This is a genomic window from Streptomyces sp. TLI_171, from assembly GCF_003610255.1.
Taxonomy (GTDB): Bacteria; Actinomycetota; Actinomycetes; order Streptomycetales; family Streptomycetaceae; genus Kitasatospora.
Genome location: NZ_RAPS01000001.1, coordinates 1,732,036 through 1,746,066, shown reverse-complemented (window position 1 = coordinate 1,746,066; position 14,031 = coordinate 1,732,036). Strand labels below are relative to the sequence as shown.

At 70.6% G+C, this 14,031-nt stretch carries 8 protein-coding genes and 1 riboswitch; of the genes, 5 read left to right on the top strand and 3 right to left on the bottom strand.

From position 1 onward, the window contains the following. The first annotated feature begins 90 nt into the window (after positions 1–90). The 4 genes from BX266_RS07975 to BX266_RS07960 are packed head-to-tail and all read left to right on the top strand — an operon-like array spanning position 91 to position 4,824. Entirely contained in the window at positions 91–1,041 is a 951-nt protein-coding gene (locus BX266_RS07975; RefSeq protein ID WP_099898200.1) for a carbohydrate ABC transporter permease, read from the top strand. A 50-nt stretch (positions 1,042–1,091) separates the two neighbouring features. After that, entirely contained in the window at positions 1,092–1,991 is a 900-nt protein-coding gene (locus BX266_RS07970; protein ID WP_099907546.1) for a sugar ABC transporter permease, read from the top strand. 51 nt (positions 1,992–2,042) lie between these two features. Next, entirely contained in the window at positions 2,043–3,773 is a 1,731-nt protein-coding gene (locus BX266_RS07965) for a glycoside hydrolase family 13 protein (RefSeq protein ID WP_099898199.1), read from the top strand. Positions 3,774–3,798: 25 nt separating this feature from the next. Next, complete coding sequence (locus tag BX266_RS07960; RefSeq protein ID WP_180290414.1) at positions 3,799–4,824, top strand: LacI family DNA-binding transcriptional regulator; 1,026 nt, start codon at positions 3,799–3,801, stop codon at positions 4,822–4,824. 51 nt (positions 4,825–4,875) lie between these two features. Here BX266_RS07960 and BX266_RS07955 read toward each other — a convergent pair whose 3' ends face one another. The 3 genes from BX266_RS07955 to BX266_RS40785 form a co-directional block, all read right to left on the bottom strand. Beyond that, the gene (locus BX266_RS07955) at positions 4,876–6,798 is read right to left on the bottom strand and encodes a long-chain fatty acid--CoA ligase (protein ID WP_099898197.1); all 1,923 of its coding nucleotides are present in this window, start codon (positions 6,796–6,798) and stop codon (positions 4,876–4,878) included. A gap of 125 nt (positions 6,799–6,923) precedes the next feature. Continuing rightward, positions 6,924–7,124, bottom strand: a complete 201-nt coding sequence (locus BX266_RS07950; RefSeq protein WP_099898196.1) for a hypothetical protein — start codon at positions 7,122–7,124, stop codon at positions 6,924–6,926. 119 nt (positions 7,125–7,243) lie between these two features. Further along, positions 7,244–8,485 carry a transglycosylase family protein gene (locus BX266_RS40785; RefSeq protein ID WP_099898195.1) on the bottom strand — a complete coding sequence of 414 codons (1,242 nt, stop codon included), beginning with the start codon at positions 8,483–8,485 and terminating at the stop codon, positions 7,244–7,246. A 5-nt stretch (positions 8,486–8,490) separates the two neighbouring features. Further along, positions 8,491–8,663: riboswitch (cyclic di-AMP (ydaO/yuaA leader) on the bottom strand. 860 nt (positions 8,664–9,523) lie between these two features. On the opposite strand from BX266_RS40785, the gene BX266_RS07940 reads away from it, so the two are divergent. After that, on the top strand, positions 9,524–13,837 hold the full coding sequence (locus tag BX266_RS07940; protein WP_099898194.1) for a ricin-type beta-trefoil lectin domain protein: 4,314 nt from the start codon (positions 9,524–9,526) through the stop codon (positions 13,835–13,837). Positions 13,838–14,031: the final 194 nt, after the last annotated feature.

The window sequence follows — 14,031 nt, the reverse complement described above, 5'->3', positions numbered from 1 at the left end:
CACACCTGACGGTGGGCCGGGCGGTCCCAGTCAGACCCCAGCAGTAGTCGCCGAGGCAGGCGGCGGAACTCCCGGAGAAGGTGTCAACCCATGGCAGTTGCGGTCGCACAGCGCATCAGGCTGTCGTACTCGAAGTACTGGTACGCGTACGCGATGATCGCGCCGGTCGTGATCGTCCTCGGGGTGCTGGTCGGCTACCCGCTGGTCCGCGGGATCTACCTGACCCTGACGAACGCGAACAGCCTCAACGTCGGCCGGCAGATCGGCGTCAACCACATCCCGGACAGCTTCGACTTCGTCGGGCTGGACAACTACGCGGACATCCTGTGGGGCCCGACCGCGTACGACCGCTTCTGGTCGCACTTCATCTGGACCGTCGCCTGGACCGCGATCTGCGTGGTCCTGCACTACAGCATCGGCCTGGCGCTCGCGCTGCTGCTGAACCGGAACATGCGCGGCCGCAGCCTCTACCGGCTGGTGCTGATCCTGCCCTGGGCCGTGCCCACCTTCGTCACCGTCTTCTCCTGGCGCCTGATGCTCGCCGACGGCGGAGCCGTCAACGCGGTGCTCGGAACCCTGCACCTGCCCGAACCCGGCTGGCTCTCCGACCCGCTGGCGCAGAAGTCGGCCGCGATCATGGTCAACACCTGGGTCGGCGTGCCGTTCATGATGATCTCCCTGCTGGGCGGCCTGCAGTCGATCCCGCAGGAGCTCTACGAGGCCGCCGAGATGGACGGCGCCAGCGCCTGGCAGCGGTTCCGCTACGTCACCCTGCCGGGCCTGCGGACCGTCTCCTCCACCGTCGTGCTGCTCGGCGTGATCTGGACCTTCAACCAGTTCGCGGTCATCTTCCTGCTGTTCGGCTCCGGCGCCCCCGACGCGCAGATCCTGGTCACCTGGGCCTACCGCCTCGGCTTCGGCCAGCAGCCCTCGGACTACGCGCAGTCCGCGACCTACGGAATCCTGCTGCTGTCGATCCTGATCGTCTTCACCTCCTTCTACCGCCGCTGGCTGGCCCGGAACGAGAAGGCCAACGGATGAGCACCGAGACCGCTTTCCCGACAGAGGACCACGACCAGGCAGGCAGCCCCATGACACTCACCGCCGACCGCCCCGCAACCGAGCCCGCGCCCACCGGACGGCCCGTCAAGGTCCGCCTGCGCAGCAAGTCCTCCCCGCTGGCCACCGTGCTCTCGCACGGCGCGCTGCTGATCGCCAGCCTGATCGCGCTGTTCCCGGTGCTGTACATCGCGTACATCTCGCTCGGGCCGGACGACATGGACTACCTGCACCCCGCGAAGATCATGGGCAAGGCCACCTTCGCCAACTACGGCAAGGTGCTGGGCGACACCGACTTCCTGACCTGGTTCGGCAACTCGGTGATCGTGGCCGGCGGCACCACCGTGCTGGGCGTGCTGATCGCCGCCTCCACCGGCTACGCGGTCTCCCGGATGCGATTCCCCGGCTACCGGCAGCTGATGTGGACCCTGCTGGTCACCCAGATGTTCCCGATCGCGGTGCTGATCGTCCCGATGTACTACATCCTGTCCAACCTGGGCATGCTGGACAGCTACAGCGGTCTGGTGCTGGTCTACTCGGCCACCACCGTGCCGTACTGCGGCTGGCTGCTGAAGGGCTACTTCGACACCATCCCGGTGGAGATCGACGAGGCCGGCCGGGTCGACGGACTGTCCCCGTTCGGCACCTTCTGGCGCCTCATCCTGCCGCTGGCCCGCCCGGGCCTGGCCGTGGCCGCGTTCTACTCCTTCCTCACCGCCTGGGGCGAGGTCGCCTACGCGTCGACCTTCATGCTGTCGTCCGACAAGTACACGCTGGCCGTCGGCCTGTCCTCGTTCGTCAGCGAGCACGACCACCAGTGGCAGCTGATGGCCGCCACCTCGGTGCTGATCGCCATCCCCGCCGCGGTCGTCTTCTACCTGGTGCAGCGCCACCTGGTCACCGGCCTGACGGCCGGCGCCGCCAAGTCCTGAACCCGCGCCACCTCCACGTCACTTCCACAGCCTCCGAGGGATGACTGTCCAATGACCCAGAACCTGGCCGACGCCTCCCGGCCCGCCGTTCCCGCCGCCGTTCCCGCCGCGCGGACGACTGCTGCGAACGACCGGGCCAGCAGAGGCGGCTGGTGGCGGGACGCGGTCATCTACCAGGTGTACCCGCGCAGCTTCGCCGACGGCAACGGGGACGGCATGGGCGACCTGCCCGGCATCCGCAGCCGGCTGCCGTACCTGCGCGACCTGGGCGTGGACGCGGTCTGGCTCTCCCCGTTCTACGCCTCCCCGCAGGCCGACGCGGGCTACGACGTCGCCGACTACCGCGCCGTGGACCCGATGTTCGGCACCCTGCTGGACGCCGACGGGCTGATCCGGGACGCCCACGAGCTGGGTCTGCGGATCATCGTCGACCTGGTCCCCAACCACTCCTCCGACCAGCACGAGTGGTTCCAGCGCGCCCTGCGCGAGGGCCCGAGCTCCCCGCTGCGCGAGCGCTACCACTTCCGCCCCGGCAAGGGCGAGAACGGCGAACTGCCGCCCAACGACTGGGAGTCCATCTTCGGCGGCCCGGCCTGGACCCGGACCGTGAACCCGGACGGCACCCCCGGCGACTGGTACCTGCACCTGTTCGCCCCCGAGCAGCCCGACTTCAACTGGGACAGCCCGGCGGTCGCCGACGAGTTCCGCTCCATCCTGCGGTTCTGGCTGGACATGGGCGTCGACGGCTTCCGGATCGACGTCGCGCACGGCATGGTCAAGGCCCCCGGCCTGCCCGACCTGGGCAGCCACGACCAGCTGAAGCTGCTCGGCAACGACGTCATGCCGTTCTTCGACCAGGACGGCGTGCACGCCATCTACCGCAGCTGGCGGCAGATCCTGGACGAGTACCCCGGCGACCGGATCGGCGTCGCCGAGGCCTGGACCCCGACCGTCCAGCGCACCGCCAACTACGTCCGCCCGGACGAGCTGCACCAGGCGTTCAACTTCCAGTACCTGGGCACCTCCTGGGACGCCGCCGCGCTGCGCGAGGTGATCGACGTGTCGCTCGACTCGATGCGTCCGGTGCACGCCCCGACCACCTGGGTGCTGTCCAACCACGACGTCACCCGGCACGCCACCCGGTTCGCCAACCCGGCCGGCCTGGGCACCCAGATCCGCACCCCCGGCGACCGCGAGCTCGGCCTGCGCCGGGCCCGCGCCGCCACCCTGCTGATGCTGGCGCTGCCCGGCTCCGCGTACCTCTACCAGGGCGAGGAGCTCGGCCTGCCGGACGTCACCGACCTGCCCGACGAGGTCCGCCAGGACCCGTCGTTCTTCCGCCAGGCCGGCCAGGACGGCTACCGCGACGGCTGCCGGGTCCCGATCCCGTGGTCCGGCACCGAGGCCCCGTACGGCTTCGGCCCGAACGCGGGCGGCCCGAGCTGGCTGCCGCAGCCCGCCGAGTGGGCCGAGCTCTCGGTGGAGGTCCAGACCGGTGACCCGACCTCCACGCTGGAGCTGTACCGCTCCGCGCTGGCGGTCCGCCGGGCCCAGCCCGCGCTCGGCGCCGGCACCGAGGTCGAGTGGCTGCCCACCCCCGAGGGCGTGCTGGCGTTCCGCCGCACCGCGGCCGAAGGCTCCTTCGTGTGCACCGTGAACACCACCGGCGAAAGCGTCCGGATTCCCGCTCCCGGCCGTATGCTGCTGTCCTCCGCCGAGGCTGTCGCAGCGGAGGACAGCGTCGAACTCCCGGCCGACAGCACCGCATGGTGGGCGGTCTGACGTGGTTGCAATAGGCTCTGGGATCGTGACTACGGCGCGACTCTCCGACATCGCGGCGCAGGCGGGGGTCAGCGAAGCCACCGTCAGCCGCGTACTCAACGGCAAGGCGGGCGTCTCCGCGACCACCCGGCAGACGGTGCTGGCTGCCCTGGACGTGCTCGGCTACGAACGGCCGACCCGGCTGCGCCAGCGCAGCGCCGGGCTGATCGGCCTGATCACCCCGGAGCTCAGCAACCCGATCTTCCCGGCCCTGGCCCAGGTGATCGAGCAGGTGCTCAGCCGGCACGGCTACACGCCGGTGCTGTGCACCCAGACCCCCGGCGGGTCGACCGAGGACGAACTCGTCGAGATGCTGGTGGAACGCGGCGTGGCCGGCATCGTGTTCGTCTCCGGACTGCACGCCGACACCACCGCCGACCACGACCGGTACGCCAAGCTGATCGGCCGTCAGGTCCCGTTCGTGCTGATCAACGGCTACAGCGAGAAGATCGCCGCGCCGTTCATCTCGCCGGACGACCGGGCCGCGATGTGGATGGCCGTCCAGCACCTGGTGGAACTCGGGCACGAGACGATCGGCCTGGCGGTCGGTCAGAAGCGGTACGTGCCGGTGCTGCGCAAGATCGAGGGCTTCACCGCGGCGGTGCAGCAGCTCACCGGGCGCACCCCCGAGCAGGCCGCCGAGCTGGTCCACCACACCCTGTTCAGCGTGGAGGGCGGGCACGCCGCCGCCCAGGCGCTGCTCGACAAGGGCTGCACGGCGATCGTCTGCGGCTCCGACATGATGGCGCTCGGCGCGATCCGGGCGGTGCGCCAGCGCGGCCTGTCGGTGCCGCAGGACGTCTCGGTGGTCGGCTTCGACGACTCGCCGTTGATAGCGTTCACCGAGCCGCCGCTGACCACGGTGCGCCAGCCGGTCGAGGCGATGGCCACCGCCGCCGTCGACGCCCTGCTGGAGGAGGTCGGCGGAAACCCGGCGCAGCGCTCCGAGTTCATGTTCCAGCCCGAGCTGGTGATGCGCGGCTCCACCGGCTCCGGCCCGCGCAACGGCTGACGCGGACGGCGCGGAGCCCCCGGGAGGTCTCTCCTCCCGGGGGCTCCGCGCTCATGCGTAGAGCTGCTCGATGTCGCGCCGGTAGGCGGTGCTGACGGCCTGCCGGCGGAGCTTCAGCGAGGGCGTCAGCATGCCGCGCTCCTCGGTGAAGTCGCCCGCCACCACCCGCACCCGGCGGATCGACTCGGCCCGCGAGACCGTCGAGTTGACGGCCTGCACGCCCTCGGCGAGCGCGGTCAGCACCGCGTGGTGGACCGGGATCGCGCTGCCGATGTCGAGCGGGTCGGTGCCGCTCGGCGGGGTCTGCGGGCGCAGTTCCAGGAAGCGCTCCACCGCCTCCGGGTCCAGGGTGAGCAGCGCGCCCACGTACGGGCGGCCGTTGCCGACCACCAGGCACTGGCTGATCAGCGGGTGGGCGCGGAGCCGGTCCTCCAGCGGGCCGGGGGAGACGTTCTTGCCGCGGGAGGTCACCAGGATCTCCTTCTTGCGGCCGGTGATGGTCAGGTAGCCGTCCTCGTCGAGGTGGCCCAGGTCGCCGGTGGCGAACCAGTGCGGCCGGGCCGGTCGGGGTGCCCCCAACTCGTAGTAGCCGTCGAAGATCTGACTGCCGCTCAGGTACACCTCGCCGTCCTCGGCGATCCGCACCGCGCTGCCCGGGATCGGCGGGCCCACGGTGCCCGGGCGGGGCCGCAGCGGCGGGTTCGCGGTGGACGGGCCGCTGGTCTCGGTCAGCCCGTAGCCCTCGTACACCAGCACCCCGGCGCCGGCGAAGAACAGCAGCAGCTCGGGGTCGATCGAGGACCCGCCGCTGATCGCGTACCGCACCTTGCCGCCCATCGCGGCCCGCACCCGCCGGTACACCAGGGCGTCGTACAGGCCGTGCGCCATCCGCAGCGACAGCGGCGCGGGCCTGCCCTCGCCGGCCAGTGCGGCGAGTTCGGCGCGGGCGTAGCGCACGGCGACGTCGGCGGCCCGGTCGAAGACCTTCACCGCGCCCTTGGCCTGGGCCTCGGCCCGCCCCAACTGGTGGATCTTCTCGAACAGGTAGGGCACCCCGACCAGGAAGGTGGCGCCGAACTCGGCCATGTCGGGCCGGAGTTCGGCGGGCTTCAGGGAGGGGCTGTGCCCGATCCGGATCCGCCCGTACACGCAGGTCACCTGGATCATCCGGCCGAGCACGTGGGCCAGCGGCAGGAACAGCAGGGTGCACGGCGCCTCGCCCGTCACCTCCGCGAACACCGGCTCCAGCATGGCGTGGCAGTTGGCCGCCTCGGCGAGGAAGTTGGCGTGGCTGAGGAGGCAGCCCTTGGGGCGGCCGGTGGTGCCGGAGGTGTAGATCAGGGTGGCCTCGCTGTGCGGGCCGAGGGCGGCCCGGCGACGCTCCAACTCGGCGTCGGGGACCGGCTTCCCGAGCTCGGCGAGCGAGCCGACGGCGTCCTCGTCCAGCCGCCACAGCGGCACCGTGCCGCCGGTGCGGGCGATCGCCACGGTCAGCACCTCGGCGGTCCCGGCGTCCTCCGCGAGCGCCAGCACCGCCCCGGAGTCGCGGACGATCCACTCCGCCTGCTCGACCGAGGCGGTCGGGTACACCGGCACCAGCGAGGCCCCGGCCGCCCAGGCGGCGAAGTCCAGCAGGGTCCACTCGTAGCGGGTCCGGGACATCAGCAGCACCCGGTCGCCGGCCCGCACCCCGGCCGCTACCAGCCCGCGGGCCGCCGCCGCGACCTCCTCGGCGAACCGGGCGGCCGTCAAGTGCTCCCAGCCGCCGTCCGGTTGACGGCGCGTCACGACCACCGCGTCCGGCGCCTCGCGGGCGTTGGTGAACGGCAGGTCGGCCAGACTGCCGGTCTCCGGCGGCGGAACCAGGTGCGGGGTGCGGGCCTCGACGACCCGGCCGCCGGAGCGCAGCACCTCGACGGGTGCGCGGCTGCGCAGCTGTTCGTTGCGCCCGGCACGGGCGAGGGGGTGTGCCATGAGCGAACTCCCTTGGGTGGGTGGGGGTTCGCTCAGGGTAGGTACTCGCCAGTAAACTTACTAGATAGTAAGTTCCTTGACAGTGCCGGAGATTGTGTAAATGTCAGGTGGGCGTGCGGGGGCGGTCAGCCCTCCTCGACGGTCGGGGCCGGGCCGTTGAAGCGCTCGCCGTCCCGGCTGCCGCCGGTCCGCGCCTGGGTCCTGCGGTCCGTCGACAGGTAGTCGCGCACCAGCAGCTCCACCGCGTCCTGCGGGCTGCTCGCGCCGACCCGCATCATGACCTCCAGTGCGAGGTCCGCGTCGAGCGAGATCGTCAGCTTGGCCATCGGGTGCTCCCCTGTCGTGCCGATTCCGGCCCGAGCATAGGCCGCTGCCCCCGGAGCCGACCAGGGTCCCCGAGGGCAGCGGTGTTCACGGGCCCCGCCGGGCCGCGCGTAAGGAGCCGTCAGACGCGACCGGCGAAGTCCGGCGCCCAGTTGGCGACGGTCTCGGTGCGGACGCCCGCGCTCGGGTTCGCCGCCTCGACGTACTTGCCGTCACCGACGTACAGCGCCACGTGGTACACGCCCGAGTTGGCGCCGTTGTTCGACCAGAACAGCAGGTCGCCCGGCTGCAGGCTGTCCAGCGAGACCCGGGTCGAGTAGTCGGCCTGGTCCGCGGCCACCCGCGGCAGGCTGATGCCGGCCTGGCGGAAGGCCGCCTGGGTCAGGCCCGAGCAGTCCCAGCCGCCGTTGCCGGTGCCGCCGTAGATGTACGCCTGGCCCAGCTTGGACAGCGCGAAGTCGATCGCGGCGGCCTTGGAGCCGGTCGCCTTGACGGCGGTGCTGCTGGACGCGGTGTTCTTCGCCGCAGTGGTCGACGCGGAGGAGGACTTGGCCTCGGTGGTCGACGACTGGGCGGCGGAGGCGGACTTGCCGCCCTTCCAGGTCGAGCCCTTGGACGAGGAGCCGTTCCAGGACGAGGACTTGGTGGCCGGCGCGGACTGCTGGGCCGGAGCCTCGGCGACCGCGACGTCACCCAGCGCCAGCTGCTGGCCCGGGTAGATCATGTCCGGGCCCTCGGTCAGGATCGACCGGTTCAGCTCGTACAGCTTCTCCCAGCCGCCGTCCACGTGCTGGCTCTGCGCGATGGTGGACAGCCAGTCGCCCGCCACCACGGTGTAGGTGCCGGCCGACTTGGCGGCGGCCGGGGCGCTCTGCTGCGCCTGCGGCCGGGCCTGGGACTGGCCCTGCGGCTTGGTCTCGGACTTCTTGGTCTCGGACTTCGCGACGGTGTTGGAGGACGCGGAGCCGTTGCCCGTGGAGGTGTCGACCTGCGGGGCGGCGCCGCCCTTGGTCAGGCCGGCCTGGATGGAGCACACCGGCCAGGCGCCGGGGCCCTGCGAGGCCAGCACCTTCTCGGCGGTGGCGATCTGCTGGTCCTTGGTGGCCAGGTCGGCGCGCGCGGCGTAGGCGGTGCCGCCGAACTCGGCCCAGGTGGAGTTGGTGAACTGCAGGCCGCCGTAGAAGCCGTTGCCGGTGTTGATCGACCAGTTGCCGCTGGACTCGCACTGCGCGACCTTGTCCCAGGTGGAGACGGAGGCGGCGGAGGCGGTGCCGGCGGTCAGGCAGGGGATCGAGAGGCCGATGCCGACGACGCCCGTGGTGGCGATCAGACGGCGGGCGCGCTTGGCGCTGATGGGCAGCATGAAGAAGCGTTCCTCTCCCACGCCTGCGAGGTGAGCTGTCGGATTCGGGCTGGAGTTGCCCGGCCGCGCACGCCTTCCGGCGCGCACGGCTTCACCCCAAGCCCCGGACCGGTCCGCTCGACCGTCCCAGGGCGACTTACCTGGTTCCCCCGCCCCTGCCGCGGTGCGTTTCGCATGAGCCGGCCCACCCGGCGGCAGGACTCGGCGTTCCGGGAGGGCTGGGTCCGTGTGTCCACGAACGTGGGCAGGAGATTAAGCCGACTTAAGGAGAAATCGCAAATGCCTGTGACGGCCGTCACGGAATTTGGAAATCGCGATCAAGGGCATTCGCGGCAACGGCTGCGCAGCGAGGGGGAGCTGTGGGGGCGTCAGTCGAGCATGGGCCTTATGTCCGCTTTAGTGGCATAAGGTACTTTTCACGTCAATCGGGGCTTTGGTATCGCTGCTTGGTTCAACCCGCTTTGTCGGTCCGGGACGTTCCGGGGTGATTTCGAGGCGTGGGCGGGCCGCTTGCCGGTAGATTCGTCGGAGGCCGGTGCGTCGTCGCCGGGCGGGGGCGCAGTGGTCGCTCCCTCGCCCGACCGGAGGCCTCCGGGGTTCCGCGAGACCTCGCATGCGCGCGGCGAGTGGTGTGATTCGGGCGGTGTGGCGGAATCGTTCCCGATTGCGAGAAATTTCGCTGACCTGACGTCAGTTCTTCGCCCCGGAAGCGTTTCTTGTTCCGATGGCGGATGCTCGGCGGTTGCCGGTCCGGAACATCGGCCTCCCGTCGCTGACCGGAGGCCGTGAACTTCCGGGGGCCGTCGGCTGATTCTTCGTCGGCGGATCGCCCGCGGGGCCGGTGGCGTGCCCCGGGTGATGGGCCGTCAGTGGTGTGATCGACCCGTCCGGCCGTCAGGGCGCAGACCATCAATTCGGTCATCAACGGACAAGCTGACAAACATACTTGACCGACCCTTCATTGGACCTGCATCGTTCCTTTTCGATTGCCTGCGGTTGATCGTCGCGGGCCTGTCCGGGAGGGAACAGATCAGAGGCATGTCAATTAGCCCCAACTCGTCGCGCCGTACGGCGCGGAGCCGCAGAGGGGGGACGGGGAGTGCCGCGCGCACCGTTCTCACCGTCACCGCGGCCCTGCTGCTGACCGCGATCCCGGCACAGTTCGCCGCCGCGGCCGACCCGACCCCGGCCTCCGGCACCGGGGCTGTTCAGCCGCCGGCGGAGTCCGAGACGGCCAAGGCGATCCGGTCGGCCCTCCAGCAGGCCAAGGCCACCGGGAAGCCGATCCGGATCGATTCGATGACCAACGAGACCACCGAGGTCTTCGCGGACACGGACGGGCGGACCCTGTACTCGGACGCCCGCTCCCAAGACGTCCGGACCAAGCGCAACGGCAGCTGGCAGACCCTCGATTCGACACTGAAGGCGAACCCGGACGGCACCGTGACCCCGGCGCTGACCGGCTCCGACCTGGTGCTCTCCGGCGGCGGCAGCGGCCCTCTGGCGAAGATCACCACCGCTGACGGCACCTCGATGTCGATCACCGCGCCGTTCCCGCTGCCGAAGCCGACCCTTGACGGCGCGACCGCGACCTACGGCTCCGTGCTGCCCGACGTGGACCTCCAGGTGACGGCCCGTCCGGACGGCGGCTGGCGGGACGTGATCGTGGTGAAGACCGCTGCGGCCGCCGCCGACCCGCGGCTGAAGAGCCTGCACTTCCCGCTGAGCACCAGCGGTCTGAAGGTCGGCGCGGACGCCGCCGGGAACGTCTCCTTCAAGGACGCCGCGGGCAAGGTGCGCTTCCACGCGCCGACGCCGTTCCAGTGGGACTCCGGCACCGCCCCCGCCCCGGCCCCGCAGGTCAAGCCGAACACCGCACAGCCGAAGTCGCTGTTCGCCGCGCCCGGTGCCGCCGAGGCCGGCGCCGAGGCCGACACCTCGAACGCCGCGCGGCCCGGTGCGAGCGCCGCTGTCTCCGCCATCGGGGTCGCCGCGGGCGACACCGAGCTGGTGCTCACCCCGGACCCGGCCACCTTCGGCAAGGGCACCGGCCCCTGGTACCTGGACCCCGAGACCAGCGTCGACAACGGCCGGCAGGTCAACGCGCAGGTCCAGGAGAACCACCCGGACACCGCCAACGTCAACACGCTCAGCGCCCTGGGCGTCGGCTACTGCGGCTACGACAACTGCACCGGCTACGGCCGCTACCGGTCCTACTACCAGATGTCCACGCCCGACGGCCTGTTCGACGGCAACGGTCACGGCGCCGCGACGGTCAACCGGGCCACCCTGTTCGTCGACGTCGTCGACGCCTCCGCGCCCACCAACAAGTCGACGATCAACGTCTACAGCGCACCCGCGTTCCAGGGCACCACCACCTGGAACAACCAGCCCTGCGGCACCAACGGCAAGATGACCGGCTGCACCTGGGTCGCCAACGCCGACACCACCGGCACCAGCCAACTGGCCTACGACGTCAAGGGCTGGATGCAGACCATCGTCAACAACAAGTCCCCGAACTGGACCATCGGATTCTCCGCCGAGGACGAGTACGACAAGCTGCTGCGCCACCACCTCACGGCCAACCCGCACATCACCACCTACTACGACATCGCGCCCACCATCTGGTGGCCGCGCACCACGCCGACCCCGGGCTACATCAACGACCCGACCTTCGGCACCCAGCGCAACGACTGCCAGACCCCCGGCGCCAACTACGCGTGGTACGCCCCCGGCTGGGTCGGCGCGAACCAGTTCGTCTACCTGAACGCCAGCGCCTGGTCGCCGATCGGGGCCACCACCACGGTCAACTTCCACATCTGGGATGACAACGACAGCAGTTGGCACGCCTGGCCGAGCAGTGGCGGGGCAGGCAGCTACGGCAGCGCCACGGCCTCCGTCGACCGCCTGACGGACGGTCACCAGTACGGCTGGACGGCGGTCGCCGCCGACGGCCAGCTGACCTCGGGTAACACCCCCGCGTGCTACCTCCGCGTCGACAAGACCCCGCCGCAGGTCGCGGTCTCGTCGGCCGACTACCCTGCCAGCGGCCAGCTGAACCAGGCGCCGACCAAGAAGGTGGGCCAGCCGGGCACCTTCACCGTCAACGCCAGCGACCCGGCCCCCGCGAACGGCCTCAACGCCTCCGGCGTCGCCTGCGTCCGCTGGAGCACCGACCCGACCGCCGTCACCGGCTGGTCGTGCAACGACGCCGCCACCGCCGGCTCCGGCATCGTCTCCGGAACCAGCTTCACCTTCACGCCGACCGTGTGGGGCACCAACATCCTGTACGTCCAAGGCATGGACGTGGCCGGAAACTACAGCCAGCCGATGCGCTACACCTTCTACGTCCCGTGGGACCCGGCCAAGGGCACCGCGTCCCCCGGCGACCTCACCGGTGACGGCCGCGGCGACATCCTGCTTCCCGACGAGCAGGGCAACCTCCGGGTCGCGTCCCTGGACAGCGACGCGGGCAGCTCGCTCGCGGCTCCGCTGGACCTGTTCCCGGGCGGCGTGGGCTGGAAGGACAGCACCACCAAGATCACCCACCGCGGCGCGCTGCGCTCCATGCAGCTCGACGACACCTTCGCCCGGTCCACCGCCAACACGGACCTCGCCAAGAACCTCTACCTCTTCGAGAACAACGGGGACGGCACCTTCAAGAGCGCCTCGCCGCTGGCCAAGCCCAGCAGTTGGGCCGCGCCCGACGGCACCCCGCTGACCGGCGCACCCGCGGGCTGGGTCTCGGACTGGTCCGCCGCCCGGCAGATCCTCGCGCTCGGTCCGCTCAACGGCCCGGTGAACGCGTCGGACAGCCTCGTCATGAAGAACCAGACCGCGCTGCTCACCGTGGAGAACGGAAGCCTCTGGCTCTACCGCGGCGACACCACCAACACCCTGGACGCCCCGGCGATCAAGGTCTCCAGCCTCAACTGGGACAACTACGAGCTGATCAACCCCGGCACGGCGTCCGGAACCGCCCAGCCGACCCTGTGGACCCGGGACAAGACCGACGGCACCATCCGGGCCTACGACATCAAGCTGACCAATGGCCGGATCGACCTGTCGGCGCTGGCCGACCCGGCCGGTCCACTGTCCCGGGTGGTCGGCACCCAGAAGTTCGCCCCCGACACCTACGCGAAGATCGGCTCGAGCGGCGACGCCAACAAGGACGGCATCCCGGACCTCTGGACCATCGGCCTCGACGGCAAGCTGCGGGTGTGGCCCGCCGTCACCGTCGACGGGACCAAGGCCACCGCGGTCAACGGCTTCGGCGGCACCGCCGCGGACCAGGGCGACGCCGGAAGCTTCGGCGAGCGCTACCGGCTGCAGGGCCTGGACGCCAACACCCTGGTACCGGGCTACTACAAGACGTCGCCCGCGGCCCGCCCGATCGGCAACGTGTCCTTCCCGACCGACGCCGTGAACGGCATCTCGACCAAGGTGGCCGCGTTCGCCGGCAACTCCAGCCTCGGCCGGATCGACTTCTCCGGCCTGGTCGGACCGTTCCAGGTCGACACCGCCAAGTCCTTCTCCATCACCGCCTGGGCCAAGCCGAGCGGTGCCACCGCCCAGGGCGCCGTCCTCAGCTCCCGCGGCACCAACTCCAGCGGCTTCGTCCTCGCCCCGGGAGCCGACGGCAACTGGCACTTCAAGCTGGCCACCGCGGACGGCGCCCAGGCTGCGTACGACGACACCAGTTCCAGCATGACCAACGCCGCCCGCTTCAAGGACGGCCGCTGGGACCGACTGACCGTCAGCTACAACTCCACCACCAAGGTGATGAGCCTCTACGTGAACGGCGCACTGGCCGGTACCGCCGTGCACTCCGGCGGCTTCGCGGTCAAGGGCCAGCTGGAGATCGGCGCCAACCAGGAGGCCGCGGCCTTCAGCACCGCCTTCTCCGGCCGGATCAGCGACGTCACCGTCTTCAACACGTCCACCGACGCCGGCAGCGGAAACGGGCCACTGCTCCTCGACACCGCCTCCAACAGCTGCGTCGACGATCCGGGTTCACTCAACCAGGTCGGCCAGTTGCTCCAGATCTACACCTGCGACGGCCGCAACGCCCAGAAGTACGACGCCCAGCCGGACGGCACCCTGAAGGTCTTCACGCACTGCATCGAAGGCGTCAACAACGGCACCGTCAACGGAACCAACATCCAGTTGGCGGACTGCACCGGCGCCCCCAACCAGCAGTGGATCTTCCGCCCCGACGGCTCGATCTACAACGTCCTGGCCCAGCGCTGCCTCGACGTGCCCAACGCCAACACCAACAACGGCACCCTGCTCGAGCTCTACGACTGCAACCAGACCACCGCCCAACGCTGGCGCACCACCCCGGTCGCCTGACGCGGCCGCGGATCCGTCCGCGCTGAGCCGACACAGAACGCCCGGCCGGGACCTCCCGGCCGGGCGTTCTGCCTTCAAGCGGACCTCCAGGACGGCAGCACTGCCGCCGGCAACCTGCTGGCCATCCACAGAAAGGCTTCCGCCATGGCGGTAAGCCCCAACTGATGTTCGTTCAACTGTGCGCAGGCGTCCGG